Origin of the sequence: Planctellipticum variicoloris, from assembly GCF_030622045.1 — a bacterium.
GTDB classification, from domain to species: domain Bacteria; phylum Planctomycetota; class Planctomycetia; order Planctomycetales; family Planctomycetaceae; genus Planctellipticum; species Planctellipticum variicoloris.
The window spans coordinates 6286256-6305653 of record NZ_CP130886.1 but is presented as its reverse complement, the minus strand read 5'-3'; the positions used below and the strand labels follow the sequence as shown (position 1 = coordinate 6305653).

Genomic DNA, 19398 nt, shown 5'->3' with positions numbered 1-19398 from the left:
CATCGCCCCGGTCAGTCCCTCTGGCCGGGGTGATTCCTTTTGTTCTCCGCGGTCGACGCCAAAGAAGAACCGGCCGACGATTCCGCGCCGAACCTGCGCCGAATCCGCTGAGCCTCGTCAGCCCGGCATATGTCGCCTCATCCGGGACATGCCGAAAACTCCTCTTGCCTTTCCCGCGGCATCGCCTACCCTTTTCGATCGGCCACGGGTCAGAAAAGGAATTCGCCATGCGCGTCGCAGCCTTCGTCGTCCTGCTTGTTCTGTTCGCGGGAGCGTCCTCCGCGGCGTTTGCCCAGCCGCATCGCCACAATCACTGGCATGGTCGTCCGCCGGTGAGCGTCTATCTGGGGGGCTACTACGGTCCGCCGCCCCCCGTGGCCTACTACGCACCGTATCCCTGGTACGGCGGCTATTATTCCAGCCCTTCGCTGTCCGTGCAGATCACCCGGCCGGCGCCGGCGGTCCGGATCGTCTCCGCCCAGCCGCCGTTCCCGGCGCCTCCTCCCGCGGCGCCGCCGCGACCGATCATGAGCGTGCTGCCACTCAATCCGGAACCGCAATCGTCGACCGCCATCCGCCTGATCAATCCGCCGGAGAATGGCGTCACAGTGACCTACAGCATCGGCGATCGCATCAAATCGCTGGTGAGCGGACAGGACAAGGTTACCTATGTCACCGGTCCCACCGACGTCGTCTTCAGTCGCGGACGAGATCTCGGCCAGCGCCGCTACACCCTTGTCGGCGGCGCCTATGAATTCCGACACCTCGGGGAAGAGGGCTGGGATCTGGTGCCGCAATCGTCCCGCACGGTCAGCCCGCGCGACCTGTCCGCGACACCCACACCGTTGCCGGGACTCTCGGCGCCAGCTCCGGCCCCTCTGCCAACAGAAGCGGTCATCCCCGCTCTGCCCCCCCTTCCGGCTCCATGAGCCGGACACGGCGAACGCGGAGAGACTCCCCTACTTGGGCACTGGCGACACCGGAATCTTTCCGACTCCGGCCTTCTCCGCGTTCCAGTACAGCCGCCAGGTCCGACGGTCGAAGCCGAAGTTCGTCCCGGTCAGCTTCTGCAGCGCAGACAGCACTTCCGCGTTCTGATGCGTGTAATTGACCGTCACGACGCGCGTCGCAGCCTCCGGCGGCGGCCCCGGCCCATTCAGGACAATCACCCCATTGGGATACTGCCCCGTCCGCAGGCCCGCCTCAATGTCCGGAGGGAGCGAACTCCCTGACGATCCGCCGATCGCGCCGTTCGATCCCAGCGCGACGCTCATCTGGGCCACGGGCACTCGAACCGTATATTGATGCGTGGTCATCAGCGCCTGAATCAGCGGGACCACGGCCTCGTCGTCGCCGACTTGCTCCAGAGCCGCGGCCGCCCGGCAGACGACGACATTCTGCTTGTGCCGCAGATCCCGCAACAGATACGGCTGAGCCGTCGCGTATTGATCGGGTTTCAAGGCGTCCAGCGCGGACCTGCGCAACTCCGGCAGCGGGTCCAGCACGGCCAGCCTGGTCAGCCCCACGACCGGCTTGGGGCCGCCCGGCTGTGACAGTACCTGCACCGCAAGCTGACGCAGCATTACATTTGCATCGTCATTCACCAGGAACTTGACGACGGCCGGGCAGGCGTTGGGATCGGTCACGCCCTGCAGGTTCACCAGGGCCTCCGCCTGTCGCCCCTGGTGCGAACCTTTCAGCCAGGTCACCCAGAGCCGGATCCGCGGGTACCAGGCCTTCTCCGCTTCGACTTCTTCTTCCGTCTTCTCGATGAGCTCCATTTCGAGCGTCGTGATGTACTTCCCCTTGTACTTCACATACCCCTTGCCGGCCATCATCTCATCCTGGTCGACCCACTGCCCCTCCTGCCAGATGTGGCCCAAGGCCGCACGCGCCTTTTCGTGGTCCGGTTCCAGTTCGATCACCCGTTGCAGGTGCTGCATGCGCTGCGAAGTCAGTCCTTTCAGACGGCACCACTCCGCAAGCTCCAGTTGATCGGGCACGGCGTCAGGCGTCCGTCGCGCCCGGCTTTCATGCTCCTCGATGGTCGCCGACCGCGGCGTCACAAACTCGACCGCGGCCGACGCGACCGTCACCCGCGCCCCGGAATCGGTCGCTACCGTGACCGATTCCCCGTCCGCTGTCTTGACGACCTTGCCGCGCAACTCGCCGCCAGATTTCAGCCGCACGAGGTCCGCGGAAGCGGGCAGCGGCGCCAGCCAGCAGGGGACCGCTGCAAGCAACAGCCATGGCTTCCAGCAGATTCGCATTGCAGTTTCCGGGCAGAACTCGTGATTCGGTCGTTCTGATCCATCGACACCTGTGCGGAAAAACCTGACTCCAGACTATCCCTGCGAACGTCACAGACGCAACACCCGGATGATTTTCCCGGCGCCGACCGGATCGATGAGCGAAAGATTGCGGGATACGACAGTCCGGCACCCGAAAAACCTTCGAGACTCCTTCTGGAATTCAGTCATGAGAACTGGGTAAGATGCGGAGACTGTCTGTCCTGTGCCGGGGCAGAGGACGGGGGGCTGACATTTCACGGCGTTCTGCCGCCAGAGTCCCCGAGTCCGCGGCAGACAGGTGGTAGAGTTGAGTCGGACGTCTGGCGTCCGACTCCTGGTGTCCCGCCACGGAGGGTCTTGCCGGTCGGGAAGTTCGCGGAGCACGTCGCTCCGCGGGGGAACTCGAGAATCCGGCTGGTTTTTCGAGGTGCCAAGATGCGCAGCGGTTGGCTCGTGTGTGGATTGCTCGTTCTGGCGTGTTCGCCCGTGCGCATGGCGTCAGCTCAGCGCGTCGGCGAGGACCTGTTGCCCGGGCCGCGGCAGCTCAGCCGGCTCGGCCTCGAACGCGCCTGGAACGGTCAGGCGAAGCTCAATCCGCAGCGCGATAAGGTCACGCAATTCGTCGTCGACGAGGATATGCTCTTCGTTCAGACGACGGCCGGGCTCATCACCGCCTTCGACTCCGAGACCGGTCGGGAGGCCTGGGCGGTCCTGCTCGGTCGTAACGACGACCCGATGTTCCCGGTCGTCTCCAGCGAAACGGAGGCCATGATCGTCGTGGGGCCGACGCTCTATTCGCTCAGCAAGGTCACCGGGCAGATCCGCTGGGAGCTGCGACTGCCGGAAGCTCCTTCCACGTCGATCGCTGTCGACGAGAATCACGTCTATATCGGCACGCTGGGAGGGGCGGTCTACGCCTACAACCTCAAGCGGATTCGCGCCCTGTTTGAGGAATCGCTCCTGCCCGCCTGGTCCAACGACGCCCTCGTCTGGAAGTGCCAGGTCGGTAAAGCCATCTCCTCGCCCCCGATTCCCACCGGTCGAATCGTCAGCTTCGCCAGCCGCGACGGCTCCCTCTACGGCGTCACGGCGACCCGCCGCGAAGTGATCTATCAACTCGAAACCAACAACCCGATCAACACGCCCCTCGGTTTTGCATCGCACAAAAATCTCCTCACGAACGCCGTCACCGAGTGGACGTTCATCGCCGCCCGCGACCAGAGTTTTTACTCCGTCGAGTCGGAGACCGGACGCGTCCGCTGGGAATTCATTACGGGCAAACCGATCAACGTCGGTCCGATGGCCGTGAATTACGACCTGTTTCTGATCCTCGATCACGGCGGCGCCGTCTGCCTCAACCAGCGAGACGGCGAACCCCGCTGGTCGCGTCCGAACCTGACCGGGATCGTCGCCGTTGCGGGAGACACCGTGTACGGGTCGGACGTCGAAGGCAACTTGATCTCGGTCGACCGCGGCGACGGCGCGGTTAACGCCGCGGTCAACCTGCGGAACTACTCGCAGCGGATCGCCAATGAACTGACCGATCGGCTCTACCTGGCGACCGATGCCGGCACCATCGTCTGCCTCCGCCAGACGGGACGCCGGTTCCCGACCTATCATCGACATCCCGAACGGCTGCCGCTGATGCCCGAGTTCGCCTCGGAAGACGGTTCCGAAGAAGTGGTCGAACCGCCCGCAGCCAATCCTCCCTCCGCCGCGGAATAGCCGTTCGCCGATGATCGCTGCATTCGCCCGGAGCCCGGTTTCCCCCCAGGAAGCCGGGCTCTTCGCCTTGCGGCACTGATCCTGGCGCCGATCGCCGGTACGATGGAGCAATCTGTCTCCGCGATGCCGTCTGGAACTCCGACATGACTCGCTGGCAACTGATCGGTCGCAGCCTCCGATTCTATTGGCGCACGAACCTGGCCCTCGTGCTCGGCGTCGTGGTCGGGGCCGCCGTCATCGGAGGCGCCCTCATCGTCGGCGATTCCATGCGCGGCAGCCTCCGGAAAATGACTCTCGACCGGCTCCAGCAGGTCGACCACGTCGTTGCCGGCCATCGCTTTTTCCGCGAACAGCTCGCCGACAAAATTGCCGCCCGGCTCCAGACCGACGGGACTCACGCAACCATTGCCCCCGTGTTGACGATGCCGGGCGGATTGCAGCGAAAAGCCGGGGAGAGCATCCGCCGGGCCGGGAAGGTCTCGATCTATGGCGTCGACGACCGCGCCTGGAAGCTGCTCAACGCCGCCGAGCCGCTGCCGGAGGCGGCCGGCCTGGTCTTGAATCGGGAAGCGGCAGACGCACTGGCGGCGAACGTCGGCGACACCGTCACCCTCTGGATCGAGCTCCCCAGCGCCATTCCGCGCGACTCGCTCCTGGGCAATAAGGACAACGACGCTCAGGAAATCGATCTGAAAATCGCGGCGATCGCCCCCGATGAATCCGGACCGGGACGCTTCGGCCTTCAGCCCAGCCAGCTTCTGCCCCTCAACGCGTTCGTCAACTTGAAGACGTTGCAGGACCGCCTCGATCTTGCTGAAATCCGTCCGACCGGTCGCGATCCCCGCGGCGCTCCAGCGCGAGTCAACACTCTTCTGGCCGCGACATCTTCGTCAGACGCCCAGCTCAACGCCGCCAGACTCTCCGCGACAACACTGAGCCGCACCCTCGACGCCGTCTGGACCCCCACCGACCTCGGACTGCGACTGATCGTCGACGAGACGCTCGGCGTCCTCTCCGTCGAAAGCGAAACGCTCATTCTGGAAGACCGTCTCGCCGAGGCAGCCGAGAAGGCCGCCGCGAAACTCAAGCTCGGCACGTCGCCGGTCATGGTCTACCTCGCCAACTGGTTGCGCAACGCCGACAAGGAACAGGGCGAGAAGCACTTTTCGATGTATTCGACCGTCGCCGGGCTGGATGTCGTGGGACTCGTTCCTCCCTTCGGACCCTTCGAGTTCGTTGGTCCGCGGCCCGAGAAGGTCGTCGAGGGGGAGATCCTGCTCAATGACTATCTCGCCGAAGACCTGCAGGTGAAAGTCGGCGACGAAATCCGCATGGGGTACCACATCGTCGGCTCGCACGGCGAACTGCCCGAGGAAGAAAAGACCGTCCGTGTCGCCGGGATCGTCAAACTCGAAGGCCCCGCGGCCGACCGCAACCTGACTCCCGAAGTGAAAGGGATCACCGACGTCGAATCGCTCGACGACTGGGACCAGCCCTTCCCGATGACTCTCGACAAAGTCACGACGCGCGACGATGAATACTGGGACAGCTACCGCGCCACGCCGAAAGCGTTCGTGCCGCTCGTCGCCGCCCGGGCCTGGTGGCCCAGCCGATATGGAACGCTGACCTCCATCCGCGTCGCCCCCTTGCCGGGCAAATCCGCTGGCGAGAGCATTCCCGAGTTCCGCGCCGCGGTTCTCGCCGAGTTGACGCCCGACGAGCTCGGGCTGGGCTTCGTCCCGATCAAAGCGATCGGCCTGCAGGCGGCGACCGGCTCGAACGATTTCGCGGGGCTGTTCATCGGCTTCAGCCTGTTTCTGATCCTCTCCGCGATCATTCTCGTCGGCCTGCTGTTTCGCCTGGGGCTCGAACAGCGCGTCCGGCAGGTCGGGCTGCTGGCGGCGCTCGGCTACCCGCCGCGTCAGGTCGCCCGATTGCTCCTGATCGAGGGAACGCTCCTCGCGCTGCTCGGCGGAGCCCTGGGCTGCCTGGCCGCCATCGGTTACGCGCATCTGATGGTCTACGGTCTCAAGACCTGGTGGATCGGCGCCGTCGGTACGCGATTTCTGTTCGTCTTCATCCAGCCGACCAGCGTCCTGACCGGTTCGGCGATCGCGGTCATCGCAGCCCTGGGGGCGATGGCGTGGTCGCTGCGCCAACTGCGGGCCGCCAGCGTCCGCGAACAGCTCGTCGGCGTCCTCGATCCCGAAGTCCCGCTTGCCACGCAGATCCGACGGATGCGGGGTTCGCGCCGGCGGGCGCTGATCTCCGGCGGCATGGCGCTGGCCGCCATCCTCGGCATCCTGACCGGTCTGATTCCCTCGGGGGACGCGTTCGCTGGCTTCTCGTGGGCGATGGTCGTCTTCTTCGTGGCGGGGATGCTCCTGCTGACCGCCGGCCTCTCCGGCTTCTCCGCCTGGCTGCAGGGGGCCGGCGGCCCCGCAGTCAAGGGACACGGTCGCGCTGCGTTCACCCGGCTGGGCCTCAAGAACGCCGCCCGGCAGCGTTCTCGCAGCGTGCTGACGACGGGACTCATCGCCGCCGCCACGTTCCTCATCACCGCCGTCGCCGCGGGACAGAGAGATCCTTCGGCGGAACGTCCCGACAAAGCCTCGGGCAACGGCGGCTACACCCTGGTCGCAGAGACCAGCAGTCCGGTCCTTTACGACCTCAATACGGAGGACGGACGGCGCAAACTCGGGCTGCCCGAGCATCCGGACCTGTGGAAGGGCATCCATGTCTCGATGTTCCGCGTCAAACCGGGTCAGGAGGCGAGCTGCCTCAACCTGTTCCAGACGACTCTGCCGACGATTCTCGGAGTCCCCCCCGAACTGATCGAGCGCGGCGGGTTCAAGTTCATGGGTCTGGGGGGCAACCCGTGGAAGCTGCTGCAGACCACGAATCCCGACGGCACGATTCCCGTCTTCGGCGACGCCAATACGCTCGACTACAGCCTGCACAAGTCGCCGGGCCAGGAGATTCCGCTCCCCGCCGGCACTTCGGCCGCGCCCGCCACGCTGAAGATCGCCGGCAAACTCGACAGCAGCATCTTCCAGGGGGTCCTGCTGATGTCCGAAGAGCACTTTCTGCAGCTCTTTCCCGAGCAGAAGGGTTTCCAGTATCTCCTCGTCGAGACCCCGTGGGCCGAGCGCGACAAAGTCGCCGAGCTCCTGGAGACCGAACTCAACGAGTACGGCTGCGACACCGAACCCGTCGCCGAACGCCTGGCGCGGTTCCTCTCCGTCCAGAACACCTACCTCTCGACGTTTCAGTCGCTGGGAGGCCTCGGGCTGCTCCTGGGGACGCTGGGTCTGGCGACGGTGATGCTCCGCAACGTCCTGGAACGCCGGAGCGAACTGGCGCTGCTCCGCGCAGTCGGCTACCGGCCGCCGGCCGTCCGGCTCCTGGTTCTGGCGGAAGCGTCGCTGCTGCTGGTCGGCGGTTTGGCGATCGGGGCCGGTTCCGCGGTGATTGCGATGTCCCCCCACCTGCTCAGCATCGGCGCGACGCCCCCCTGGCTCTCCGGCGCCATGCTGCTGACCGGCGTGCTGATCACCGGCCTGCTGGCCACGACCGCCGCCGTCGTGGCCGCCGTCCGGACGCCGATTCTGGAATCGCTTCGCGGGGAGTAGGGTCTCTGCGCGACGGCTTCATGGCGATCGTGAAGGGGAATGGATTGGACGTAGTCGTTCAGACTGCGGCTTCTTTTCACTGCGCGATCCGGCCCTGCGGGCCGGACCACCCGGTTCCATCCTCAATGTCACTTCACCGGCGGCTTCGCCGCCGGGTGCGCGGCGAGCAGTTTTTGAAGCTCCGCGACCACTTCCGGCCGCTCGGCTGCCAGATTCTTCGTTTCGGACGGGTCGGTCTGGTAGTCGTACAGTTCGAACTCCGCTGGCTCCTTCGCATCACCAAACTTCTTCCACTCGACGAGGCGGTAGCGTGAGGTCCGGATCGCCCGGCCGAGGCGCGGGCCGCGGGGGTAAACGTGGATGATCGAGTCCTTTGTGGCTGCGGAAGGATCGCGGAGCGTGGGGACGAAGCTGCGGCCGTCGAGTCCCTCAGGAGCCGGCAGGCCCGCGAGTTCGCAGACGGTGGGATAGATGTCGACCGTCTCCGCCAGCGAGGACGTACGCGTGCCGGGCCGCGTGACGCCCGGCGCGGTCACCAGGACCGGAATGCGGGTGGCCTGTTCGTAGTTGGTGTGCTTGCACCAGATCCCGTGGTCTCCCAGGTGCCAGCCGTGATCCCCCCACAGGACGATGATCGTGTTCTGCGCCAGGCCCGTCTCGTCGAGTGCGTCGAGCACGCGGCCGAGCTGGGCGTCCATGTAGCTGGTCGCCGCGTGGTAGCCGTGGATCAGGGTCCGCTGCAGCTCGGCGTCGAGGGCGCCCTTGTCCGGGATGCCGGAATACTGGCGCAACTCGCCGCCGAACTGCGGGGCGTAGCTCGGGGCGCCGTCAGGAGGAGTCTGCCGGGCGGCCGGCTCGAACTGAGCGCGGTCGTAGAGATCCCAGTAGCGTTTGGGGGCGCAGAACGGCAGGTGGGGCTTCACGAAACCGACGGCGAGCAGGAACGGCTGGTCAGGTTTCTTGCTGGGTGCCTTTAGCCGGCGGATCGCTTCATCGGCGGTCCGGCCGTCGGGATAGGCATCGTCGGCGACGTTGGCCGATTCGTAGGCGGCGCCGCGGGGGAGCCCCTGCGCCTTCTTATTGGAGAACAGAGCCTCTTCGCGCGTCAGCCCCTGCTTCGCCCGGCTCTCGGGCAGTGCATACGCGATGACCTCCGCCTTCCAGTGGGGCACGCTCCAGGAAGCAGGATCTTCGTGATTGCCGTGACCCACGTGGAAGATCTTGCCGAGCGCCTCGGTCCGGTAGCCGTTGGCTTTGAAGTGCTGCGGAAGCGTGATCGCCTCGGGGCGGGACCGACGGAAGTTGGTGCCGAGGTCGTAGATCCCCAGCGTCTGCGGACGGAGCCCGGTCAGCAGCGAGTTTCGCGAGGGAGCGCAGACGGCCTGGTTGCAGTAAGCGTTTTCGAAGAGCATCCCGCGGGCGGCCAGCCGGTCGATATTGGGCGATTTCACCGTCTTGTCGCCGTAGCAGCCGAGCAGCGGCTTGAGGTCGTCCACGCAGATCAGCAGAACATTCGGGCGGTCGGCCGCCGAAGTCGGCCGGGCGGCGTTGCACAGGATCACGAGCATCAGAAATGCACGAAACATGACGGGACTCCGCGGGGTAGCTCTGGAAGTGAGTCGGGACGATATCGTCGGCGACGCCGCAGCCTCTGGCAACCGGGGATGCAAAAACAGTAGGATTTCGTCCAGTCCGGGACTTGATGGAGGATTGTGGAAAATGGCTCTGCGCTGGTTGCTGCTCCTCGCCGTCGCGCTCGTCTCGGCTTCGCCCCTTTCCGCGGCAGGACCGCGGATCGGAGATCAGATCTCCGACCTGCGATTCAAGGACATTCGCTTTCTGCCACGTTCGCTGCAGGATCTGGGCGAGCACCAGGCGTACGTCTTCGTTTTCACCAATACGACCTGCCCGATCGTCCAGAGATCGTGGCCGAAATTGAAGCGGCTCCACGACGAGTTTCGCGATCGCGGCGTCCAGATCGTGAGCATCAACGTGGGTCCCGAGGACGAGATCCCCGAAATCGCCCAGCAGGGGATCGACTTCGGCCTCGACTTTCCGCTCGCCAAGGACTCCAGCGGCGACTGCGCGACGGCGCTGGGCGTCGAGCGGACCCCCGAGGTCGTCATCCTCGACAAGGAACATCGCCTGCGCTATCGCGGTCGGATCGACGATCAATTGCGGCTGGGGGGCGAACGCCCGGGAGCAACCCGCGAAGACCTGAGGCTCGCTCTGGAAGACCTGCTCGCCGGTCGGACCGTCGCCGTGTCGGAGACCCCCGTGGACGGCTGCCGGATCACCCGCGCACAGCCGGTGGCGTCAGCGGAACCGGTGACCTTCTACGAACACATCGTGCCGTTGCTGCAGCAGCACTGCCAGGAGTGTCATCACCCCGGCGGCGGTTCGCCGTTCTCGCTGATCACGCTGGAGGAGGTCTCCAGCCAGGCCGAAATGATCGCCGAAGTCGTTGGCGACCGGCGGATGCCGCCGTGGTACGCCAGCCGGCAGCATCGCTTCGCCAACGAACGCGGACTCTCCCGCGCCGAGCGCGACCAGTTCGCCGTCTGGGTGCAATCCGGCCGACCGGCAGGCAATCCCGAGCAGGCTCCGCCCCCCCGCGCGTTTCACGACGGCAAGTGGGAGATCGGCGATCCCGATCTGGTCATCAAAGCCCTGGAAACGCACGAACTCCCCGCAGAGGGCTTCGTGGACTACAAATATGTCGTCCTGCCCTATGTGTTTCTCCAGGAGACCTGGATCTCGGCGGCGGAGATTCTGCCGTCGAATCCCGGAACGGTGCACCACTGCAACCTGGGCTATTTCGCCGTGGGGAAACAGTTCGACGACAGCAATTTCATCACGGGACGTGTGCCCGGCGGGACGGCGATGCGGCTCGACGACGGCCTGGCCTTTCGCATTCCGGCAAATTCCGTCATCGGGCTGCAGATTCACTACACGACGACCGGCAAACCGGAGAAGAACCGGATGTCGGTCGGCTTCAACTACCCGCGCAACCCGGTCCGCAAAGAGCTGCATCACGTGCAGGTGACAACCTCAAAGTTCGCCATCCCACCCGGTGCGGGCGCTCATCCAGTCACCGCCAGTCGCACGCTCCCCTGTCACGCCAGCGGAATCGGCATGTTCTCCCACATGCATCTCCGCGGGAAAGACATGACGTTCGTCGCCTACCCTCCCGAAGGGGAGCCCGAGACGCTGCTGTCGATTCCCAACTATCACTACGACTGGCAGCAGAATTACCGATGGGAACCGGGCACGAAAAAGTTCCCGCCGGGAACGCGGATCGAAGTCACCGCCCACTTCGACAATTCGCGGTTCAATCCGTTCAATCCCGACCCGACCGTGACCGTCAAAAATGGTCCTCAGACCGTGCACGAGATGATGTTCGGGTTTTTCTTTTACACGGATGACAGCGAAGCACTGGATCTCAAGATCGATCCGCGGAACGGGCGGGTCATGCAGGCCGCGGCGGAGTGAGCAATCCCGCCTCGATTCCAGAGCGAGGCAGAGCCTCGGAAAACCGGCGTTCCCAAGCGGAGCTTGGGAACCAGATTTGTGCGCCGGCAGCACCTATTTCTTTCCCGACGCCGCCGAATCCGGCATCCACGGCAAACCCATCTCAGAGTCGGCAGTGCCCCGGCCGGCTAGGCCGCTTCGGGGAGTTCGATCGGGTGGGCGAGTGTTTCTTTGTGGAAGCGTTCGCCGCGGGCGTCGTAGTAGAAAACGTGGTTCTGATCGACGGCCCAGACGGCTCCCAGGCGAACCTGGCGGGGACCGTGCAGGACGAACTGCAGACCGCAGGTCTGGCCTTTGCGAAGCAGCGGAACCTCCTGCAGTTGGAACTGATCGGCCACGAGGTTTTCGTGGCGGCACAGCATGTGGTGAACGTAGTCGCGCAACTCTCCCAACGTGCGGACGCTGCCGGTCGACTCGGTCATCAACGGTCTTTCATGCAAGGGGCAATGGGGCTCGACGAGAGTTTCAGATTCGGCAGGCTTGGTTGATCGGCAAACCGCCTCGCGAACCTGCGACGAAAAATCCCGCGCTCCACACCTCCGGCAAGGAGGCTGCGATCCATCGCATCCCGCCAACCATCACAACGCTAACTTGAGTCAAGTTCTGGAATTCCGGGCCGCTCCCCGGGCCTCCCCGGGAACCCGCGAAGTTCGCCGCGACCACGGGAGAATTCTCTGCCGCCGCCTTCAAGTTTCCATCGGCAGGCTTCCGGAGAATTCATCGCGGCAGAGTCTGCCGGCAGTGCCGTCTCTGCGGACTCTGCGGTATGATGCGGCCTCCTGCCGAACCCGTTTCTGCAAAGTTTCCACCCCCCGGAGAATTCCCTGTGCCCGTCCTGAGTGAATCGCGATTGCTGGAGTTCACCGAGGCCCTGTTTCTCGCCGCCGGCCTCCCCCCCGAACACGCTCACATCGTCGCCGACAGCCTCGTCCAGGCGAATCTGCGCGGCCACGATTCTCACGGCGTGATGCGCGTGCCGTTCTACATCGGGCGGGTCAAAGACGGCGCCCTCAACCCGGCGGCGAAACTCAAGATCGAAAAGGAATCCGCCTGTTCGATCGTTGCCGATGGACAATGGGGCATGGGGCAGGTCCTCGCCCAGGATCTGACCCGCCGGCTGATCGAAAAATGCGAGACCGCCGCGATCGCCTGCGGCACGCTCAAGCACTCGTCGCACATCGGCCGGCTGGGCGAATACGCCGAAATGGCCGCCGCTCGCGGATTTGCCGCGATGATCTGCGCCAACACGCACGGAGCCGCCCAGCGCGTGGCGCCGGTCGGCGGCAAACGCCCGCGACTGGGAACGAATCCGATCTGTATCGGCATGCCGGGCGGAGAAGCAGGACCGTTCGTGTTCGACATCGGCACCAGCGCCACCGCCGAGGGAAAAGTCCGCGTCAAGAAGATCGCCGGCCAGCAGATTCCGCTCGGCTGGGTGCTCGATCCGGACGGTAAGCCAACGACCGATCCCAACCAGCTCTACGGCGATCCTCCGGGGACGATCCTTCCGCTCGGAGGCGACCAGGGCTACAAAGGCTTCGGTCTGGCCTACATGATCGAGATGCTCTGCGGCGGAATGTCCGGCGGACAATGTTCCTATCCGAATCCGCCGCCTCCAATCGGCAACTGCGCCTGGTTCCTCGTCATCAATCCGGAGTTCTTCGGCGGATCGAACCACCTGCTGCAGGAAGCGAAGGCGCTCGAAGCCTATGTCCGCAGCGTGCCGCTGATCGACGGCGTGAAAGAGGTCTTCCTGCCCGGCGATCCGGAACGACGCACGATGGAAGGTCGGAAGGTCCACGGCATCCCGCTGGACGACGGCAACTGGAAAGCCCTGACGGAACTGGCCGCACAGCTCAACGTACCAGTTCCGGCGGTATAGGAGTCGAGAGACCAGAGCCAGACAGGATAGCGCTTTGCCCCGTCCCCACTCTGGCGATCAGCGACAAGCGATTTGCGATAAGCTCCCCGCCTCTGGCGATTCGCTATTCCCTACTCGCTACTCGCTCGCCAGACCGGAGCTGCCGCCATGTCCAACGACGATGACGAACTGGTGATGTCAGACGGCCCGGCGGCGCCGCAACCCGCCGAACCGCCGCCGGCGGTCGATGAAGTTCCCGACGTCCGCCTGTATGCCTGCGATCCGGACGCGTGGCAGGCCCACGTAAAATACGATTCGGAGCGGATCTACTGCTATTCCAAAGCGCCGGGGCAGGACTATTTCCACCTGATTCTGAACGGCGAAATCTACCTGCAGCGCGACGACGAGAAATACTGCCTGCAATGCGCCCTGCGACAGGGCGTGGCCACGCAGGACCGGCTGTTCTGGCAGAACCGCGTCGGACGGAAGAAGTCCGAACGGCTGCCTTAAGTGATCGAGAATGCCCTGTGAGTCGAAGGCTGCGGGAATCGCCCGCACCTGTCTGATCAACCTCAAGGAGAATGCCTGATGCGCCGCTGGACTGCTCTGCTCTGCACCGTTGCCGCGTTCGTCACCGCGGGTGCGATTCACGCCCAGGAAAACGACGCCGTGAAGCCGGTTCCCCGCGACGGGGGCTGGATGAAGCGGCACGAGTCGTTCAATGAACGGGTCAAACAGGGGAACGTCGATCTGATCTTTATCGGCGACTCGATCACTCAAGGCTGGGAAGGGGCCGGCAAAGACGTCTGGGCGAAGCACTACACGCCCCGAAATGCCGTCAACCTGGGGATCGGCGGCGACCGGACCCAGCACGTTCTGTGGCGGCTGGACAACGGCAACATCGCGGGGATTCACCCGAAGCTGGCGGTGATCATGATCGGCACCAACAACTCGGGGACCAATACCCCGGAGCAGATCGCCGAGGGGACGACCGCCATCGTCAACAAGCTCCGGACCGCGCTGCCGGAGACGAAGATCCTGCTGCTGGCGGTCTTTCCCCGCGGGGCCGACAACAACGACGCCAAGCGCCAGGTCAATGAGAAGACCAACGCCATCGTGGCGAAGCTCGCCGACGGCAAGACGATCGAATACCTCGACATCGGCCCGAAGTTCCTCGCGGAAGACGGGACGCTGAGCAGGGAGATCATGCCCGACCTGCTGCACCTCAACCCCAAGAGCTACCAGATCTGGGCCGATGCCATCGAAGAGCACGTCGCCCGGATGATGGACGAGAAGAAATAGTCGGGAAGATCTCTCGTCACGCCCAGAAATGTCGAAGGCGGAATGTCGAAAGGAAGTCGGTCGAAAAACGAGAGTGTAAAGAAAAGAGCCAGAGGGGATCTGCGTCCGATCGCAGTCTTCTCTGGCTCTCCGCTTTCGGCTTTGAGCTTTCCGCTCCCCTCTATTCCTTCGGCAGCTCCAGCGTCCAGACCTCATTGCTGAGCGGCTGGGCGTGGCCGCCGGCGAGCCAGAGCTTGTCCTGAAACACGAACAACGAATGTTCGTGACGTTCTTTCCAGATCACGTTCGACTTGAGCTGGGTCCAGGTCTTGCCGTCGCGCGAGGACCAGACGTCGCCCTGGTTGCGTGCGGGATTGTTCGACCAGCCCCCGACGACCCAGATCCGGTCCCGATAGACCGCCGACGAAAACCACAGGCGGGGCGACCAGCCGGCGGAGGCCGTTTCTTCCCGCCAGTGGACGCCGTCGGCGGAGCTCCAGACGTCGTTCTTCGCATGATACTCGGGCACATAGTTGCCCCCCCCGAAGACGTAGATGCGGTCGTTGAAGACCAATGCCTGATGGTACGCTCGCGGCGACCACCCCGCGTCCGCCGTCGCCAGCTCCCAGGACTTGCCGTCTGCCGATGACCAGACATCGTTCTTCAGGCTCTTCGCATCGCCGAAATAGTAGTTCTCGATCCCGCCCAGCAGCCACATCCGGCCCTTGAACTCCACCAGCCCCGCGGCGAGTCGGGGCGTCCAGTCCGCATGGGGCGTCGCCAGCTCCCATTTCGCGCCATCGGTCGACGACCAGACCTCGTGACTGGCTTCGTGGCCGGGCAACCGGCCGTTGTACCAGCCTCCCATGAGCCACATGCGATCGTTGTGGACGACCGTCATCGGCAGGTCGCTGTGCTTCCACGGCGCTTCCTTCGCGACCAGATTCCAGGTCTTGCCGTCGGCCGAAGACCAGACGTCTCGCGGCGGCGCTTCGAACGACTGAAACCAGCCGCCGAAGATCCACAGTCGATCCTTGTAAACCAACTCTCCCTGCGAATCCCGAGCCTGCCAGTCGGCGCGCTCGGCGACGCGCACCCAGTCGGGTCCGGTCTCAACCTCCTGGCTCCAGCCAGGATTGATGACGAGAGTGGAAAGTATCAGGGCGGCGAACGGCAGCTTCATCGTCGGGCCTTCCAGGAACGCTGAGGGAGAACGAAAGATCTCGATGCACTACCTGTACCGCCGCGAGAGGCATGTCGCCAGCGGGCGTTTACGATTGGCCTCGCCGCATTCGCACGGGACGCGTCAGTTCTTCACGGAGCCGTTTCAGCGTGCCGTTTCTTTGCCAGCGGCGAAAGTGGGCATAAACCGCCTCCCAGCGCGGCAAATCGTGGGGCAGCATCCGCCAGGAGCAACCCGTCGTCCAGCGGTAGTTGATGGCGTTGACGACCTCGCGCGGCGGCAATTGCAATGGCCGTCCGGATCCCCGTCCGCGTTCGAGCAACGGAGCAATCCGATACCACTGCGAATGTGTCAGGTCGCTCGGATAGCTCCGGCGCGACCAGGAATTCGCCGCCGTCATCCCGCGTCGGGAGACTCCAGCTCCCAGCGCGCCGCCCGCTGACGACGGAGTTTGTCCATGTGCGGCCGCATCCATTGCCGGCAAAGTTCCGTGATGGGAAGTCGCCGGCGAGCGGCTTCCAGCCGCAGAATTCTCCAGTCGGAAACCGGGAGAAAGAGGGAGATCTGCTTGCGGATTTCGTCGGTCATGGGTGGCGCCTTGCATGATGGGGGCCTCTTCGAGCGAATGACGGGGAAACCGGACTCAAAACGAACAAAAGCGAACTTCGGCACTTTTCCATGGAAAGCCTTGCAAGAAAGTCCACGTGAACGTACACTGGATCGCAGCGGCGTTCAATGGAAATGTCCACTTTTGTTCAATTTTTGTGGAAGTCGCTGTTCGCAGGAATCGACCATGTCCGCGCAGCCCTCCGTTTCCCCCGGCGATGAATCGCCACAACCCCTGCTGGGACAGAAGATTCGGGAACAGCGCGCGCACCGCGGCTGGGACCAGTCGCGGCTGGCGCGCGAGGCAGGAATCTCGCGGACCACCCTGTCGCAACTCGAAAACGGCAAAGGCCCGGAACCCCGACCGTCGACCGTCGGAAAAGTCAGCCAGGCCCTGGGCCTTCCGCCGGCCTGGTGGGATGACGACCGGAACGCCGCCAGCGCGTTCGACCGGGCGACGAATCCGGAAGTCCAGGCGGTTGCCGGTCGCTACCCCGAGATCTTCGCAAACCTGACCTCGACGGACTGGGAGGAATTGCATTCCGTATTCGGCACCGGCGGCGCGCTGACCGAAGAGGGTGTCCTGACGCAGGTCGCCCGCTTGCAGGAGAAACGAGAACTGATCCGCCAATTGGAAGTCGTCCTGGAAACCCACCTCGGCGAAGCGGCGACCGCGATGATCCGTGGTCTCTATGAGCGAGTCGTTTTACCCGCAGAATCGTCAGCCAAAGTCGAAGAACTGTGAACGCCTGCACTCACTTTCCGGGCCGGCTGTTGCATTCCCGAGTTTTGAGGACTGTAATGAAGCTGGGTCCGGCGGCCTGCTGGTCGCCGGTGAATTGCAGAAGACGGGCCTCGGCTGGCTGTGGGGTCGCCGAAGAATGCCTTCTGCAGACTGGGGTTAGACGAGGAAAGAATTCCATGCGTAAGTTGCATCTGGCCTGCTCGCTGCTGACCGCCATGGCGTTGTCACTCGGCGCCGCGGGCTGTGCCGAGCAGTCCAAGCCGGCCTCGAGCGGCGGCGACGCCAAGAAAACGGCTCCCGCCGGTGGCGGTTCGACGCTGGGCGGAGGGGCGGAAGTCCCGGCCGCGGCCGAAGAAAAGCCTGCCGCCGAAGAAAAGCCGGCTGCGGCTGAAGAAAAGAAGGAAGAAGCCGCTCCCGCCGAGGAGAAAAAGGAAGAAGCTCCGGCTGAAGCCAAGCCCGAAGAGAAGAAGGAAGAATAGTCCCTTCCGGTCTCCGGCAATGCTGAGAGCAGCCCCGCGTCGTCGATGCGGGGCTGCTTCGTTTTCCAGCGCCGGCACAGGAAACGTCGCAAAACTTCCGCGGCCCTTCATCCAGACGATCGGACCAGTGCTCGATCCGACGTCACGGCAGGAGACCGCGCACATCGCGATGCCGCCGCCGCGGGCCGGACGCGCCGTCCGAAGCAATGGTATCATCGCCTCACCCTGAATCACCGGCATCGATTCTGGAACAGTCCGTCTTTTCGTCTTGTCCCCTCTCCCGCTGTCCTCAGTGGGAGAGGGCCAGGGTGAGGGTCTTCGAAGATGTCAAAGTGCCATCCACGGAGAATAGTCGGCGCGCCTCACATTCGTGGTCGCGGATTGAGACCCTCATCTTTCCGCCGGCCGGGGGGAAGGCGACGCCAGACCATTCCGGATCATCGGCGATCCCACAACCGGAGTTGCACCATGAGAGTGACCTTCGCCGCGGCCCTGCTGCTGGCCTCCCTCGCCGTTCTGCCCCTCAGCGCCGCCGACCGCCCCAACGTCCTGATGATCGCCATCGACGATCTCAATGACTGGGTCGGCTGTCTCGGCGGGCATCCGCAGGTCAAGACGCCCCACATGGACGCCTTGGCCGCCCGCGGAACACTCTTCACCAACGCCCACTGCCAGTCGCCCCTCTGCAATCCGTCGCGCACGAGTCTGCTGACAGGGCTCCGGCCGACGACGACCGGCGTCTACACCCTCGCCCCCGGCATGCGGGATGTCGCGGCGCTCCAGCACACCGTCACGCTCCCTCAGTACTTCCGTAATGAGGGGTACTTCACAGCAGTCTTTGGCAAGATCTATCACGACGGTTCGATCAAGCCGGCCGATCGCCCGAAAGAAGTTGACGTCTGGGGCATCGCCCCCGGCATGCCCAGGCCGCCGAAGAAACTCGCCGAGGGCGTCGGCGATCACCCGGCGATGGACTGGGGCGTCTTCCCCGCGGACGACAAGCAGCAGGCCGACTGGAAGATTGCGGACGCCGCCATCGAACAGCTCAAGACCGCCCCCGCCGGCAAGCCGTTCTTCATCGCCGCCGGCTTCCGCCTGCCGCACGTCCCCTGCTTTGCGTCGCAGCCCTGGTCCGATCTGTATCCCGACGCCACGCTGCAGATGCCTCCCGTCAAAGACGACGACCGGGCTGACGTGCCGGACTTCGCCTGGTATCTGCATTGGAAGCTCCCCGAGCCCCGGCTCTCGAAACTCAAACGGGTCGGTCACTGGCGGGATCTCGTCCAATCCTACCTGGCCTCGACCAGCTTCATGGATTCGCAGATCGGCCGGGTGATCGCCGCTCTCGAAGCGACGGGCAAGGCCGACAACACGATCATCTGCCTCTGGTCCGATCATGGCTGGCACTTGGGGGAAAAGGGGATCACCGGCAAGAACACGCTGTGGGAGCGCTCGACCCGCGTCCCGCTGATCTTCGCCGGACCGGGAGTGACGCCCGGCAGCCGCTGTGCGGAACCGGCCGAACTGCTCGACGTCTACCCGACGCTGATCGACCTGTGCGGGCTGCCTGCGCGCGGCGGACTGGAGGGTCAAAGCCTGAAGCCCCAGCTCGAACACGCCGCGACGCCCCGTTACTGGCCCGCCATCACCAGCCACAACCAAGGGAACCACACGATCCGCAGCCGGCAGTGGCGGTATATCCGCTATGCCGACGGCTCCGAAGAGCTGTATGACATGCAGCAGGATCCGAACGAATGGACCAACCTGGCCCGCAACCCGCAGTATGCGGAGGTGATCCGCGACCACCAGCGCTGGCTTCCGCAGATCGACCAGCCGGCCGTGCCCGGCAGCGCCCACCGCCTGCTGGAGCGAAAGGGGAATGACTGGATCTGGGAAGGCGAAAAGATCGTGCCGTCGGAGCTGGAGCGGTAAGCCTCCCTCGGACCGCAACCGCGAACAAGAAAGGGCTCCCGGGAACGAATTCCCGGGAGCCCTTTCGTGATGTTTCGGCGTCCGAGGACATGCCCTTCGCAGATTCAAGGCGTGCCACCCGTCCCGTCTTCC

Annotated in this window: 16 protein-coding genes; 10 read left to right on the top strand and 6 right to left on the bottom strand. The window is 64.5% G+C overall.

The genetic code is table 11. From position 1 onward, the window contains the following. Window positions 1-227: 227 nt before the first annotated feature. Complete coding sequence (locus SH412_RS24660; RefSeq protein WP_336520694.1) at window positions 228-929, top strand: hypothetical protein; 702 nt, start codon at window positions 228-230, stop codon at window positions 927-929. A 30-nt stretch (window positions 930-959) separates the two neighbouring features. Here the strand turns inward: SH412_RS24660 and SH412_RS24655 are convergent, their stop codons facing one another. After that, window positions 960-2270: a HEAT repeat domain-containing protein gene (locus SH412_RS24655; RefSeq protein WP_336520693.1), complete on the bottom strand. Its 1311-nt coding sequence runs from the start codon at window positions 2268-2270 to the stop codon at window positions 960-962. Window positions 2271-2783: 513 nt separating this feature from the next. Here SH412_RS24655 and SH412_RS24650 point away from each other — a divergent pair. Continuing rightward, a complete protein-coding gene (locus SH412_RS24650; protein WP_336524179.1) occupies window positions 2784-4016 on the top strand; it encodes an outer membrane protein assembly factor BamB family protein in 1233 nt (410 codons plus the stop codon). A 143-nt stretch (window positions 4017-4159) separates the two neighbouring features. Then, window positions 4160-7648 carry an ABC transporter permease gene (locus tag SH412_RS24645; protein WP_336520692.1) on the top strand — a complete coding sequence of 1163 codons (3489 nt, stop codon included), beginning with the start codon at window positions 4160-4162 and terminating at the stop codon, window positions 7646-7648. A gap of 128 nt (window positions 7649-7776) precedes the next feature. Here SH412_RS24645 and SH412_RS24640 read toward each other — a convergent pair whose 3' ends face one another. After that, complete coding sequence (locus tag SH412_RS24640; protein ID WP_336520691.1) at window positions 7777-9234, bottom strand: sulfatase; 1458 nt, start codon at window positions 9232-9234, stop codon at window positions 7777-7779. Window positions 9235-9367: 133 nt separating this feature from the next. Here SH412_RS24640 and SH412_RS24635 point away from each other — a divergent pair, with 133 nt between their 5' ends. Beyond that, window positions 9368-11140, top strand: a complete 1773-nt coding sequence (locus SH412_RS24635; RefSeq protein ID WP_336520690.1) for a redoxin domain-containing protein — start codon at window positions 9368-9370, stop codon at window positions 11138-11140. A gap of 167 nt (window positions 11141-11307) precedes the next feature. Here the strand turns inward: SH412_RS24635 and SH412_RS24630 are convergent, their stop codons facing one another. Continuing rightward, complete coding sequence (locus tag SH412_RS24630) at window positions 11308-11601, bottom strand: hypothetical protein (protein ID WP_336520689.1); 294 nt, start codon at window positions 11599-11601, stop codon at window positions 11308-11310. A gap of 404 nt (window positions 11602-12005) precedes the next feature. On the opposite strand from SH412_RS24630, the gene SH412_RS24625 reads away from it, so the two are divergent. The 3 genes from SH412_RS24625 (at window position 12006) to SH412_RS24615 (ending at window position 14342) form a co-directional block, all read left to right on the top strand. After that, window positions 12006-13061: an Ldh family oxidoreductase gene (locus tag SH412_RS24625; protein ID WP_336520688.1), complete on the top strand. Its 1056-nt coding sequence runs from the start codon at window positions 12006-12008 to the stop codon at window positions 13059-13061. A gap of 147 nt (window positions 13062-13208) precedes the next feature. Further along, window positions 13209-13550, top strand: coding sequence for a hypothetical protein (locus SH412_RS24620; RefSeq protein ID WP_336520687.1), 342 nt, complete (start codon window positions 13209-13211; stop codon window positions 13548-13550). 78 nt (window positions 13551-13628) lie between these two features. Continuing rightward, window positions 13629-14342, top strand: a complete 714-nt coding sequence (locus tag SH412_RS24615) for a platelet-activating factor acetylhydrolase IB subunit (protein ID WP_336520686.1) — start codon at window positions 13629-13631, stop codon at window positions 14340-14342. Window positions 14343-14502: 160 nt separating this feature from the next. On the opposite strand, the gene SH412_RS24610 is transcribed toward SH412_RS24615, so the two are convergent. The 3 genes from SH412_RS24610 to SH412_RS24600 form a co-directional block, all read right to left on the bottom strand. Further along, window positions 14503-15504 (bottom strand): Kelch repeat-containing protein, encoded by a 1002-nt coding sequence (locus SH412_RS24610; RefSeq protein WP_336520685.1) that lies wholly within the window; start codon window positions 15502-15504, stop codon window positions 14503-14505. An 88-nt stretch (window positions 15505-15592) separates the two neighbouring features. Beyond that, entirely contained in the window at window positions 15593-15904 is a 312-nt protein-coding gene (locus SH412_RS24605; RefSeq protein ID WP_336520684.1) for a transposase, read from the bottom strand. Then, on the bottom strand, window positions 15901-16092 hold the full coding sequence (locus SH412_RS24600) for a hypothetical protein (protein ID WP_336520683.1): 192 nt from the start codon (window positions 16090-16092) through the stop codon (window positions 15901-15903). The genes SH412_RS24605 and SH412_RS24600 overlap by 4 nt, the downstream gene beginning before the upstream one ends. A 205-nt stretch (window positions 16093-16297) precedes the next feature. Between SH412_RS24600 and SH412_RS24595 the strand changes: the two genes are divergently transcribed. The 3 genes from SH412_RS24595 (at window position 16298) to SH412_RS24585 (ending at window position 19266) form a co-directional block, all read left to right on the top strand. Further along, on the top strand, window positions 16298-16855 hold the full coding sequence (locus SH412_RS24595; protein WP_336520682.1) for a helix-turn-helix domain-containing protein: 558 nt from the start codon (window positions 16298-16300) through the stop codon (window positions 16853-16855). Between the two features lie 176 nt (window positions 16856-17031). Beyond that, window positions 17032-17334: a hypothetical protein gene (locus SH412_RS24590; protein ID WP_336520681.1), complete on the top strand. Its 303-nt coding sequence runs from the start codon at window positions 17032-17034 to the stop codon at window positions 17332-17334. Window positions 17335-17802: 468 nt separating this feature from the next. Further along, the gene (locus tag SH412_RS24585; protein ID WP_336520680.1) at window positions 17803-19266 is read left to right on the top strand and encodes a sulfatase; all 1464 of its coding nucleotides are present in this window, start codon (window positions 17803-17805) and stop codon (window positions 19264-19266) included. Window positions 19267-19398 lie beyond the last annotated feature (132 nt).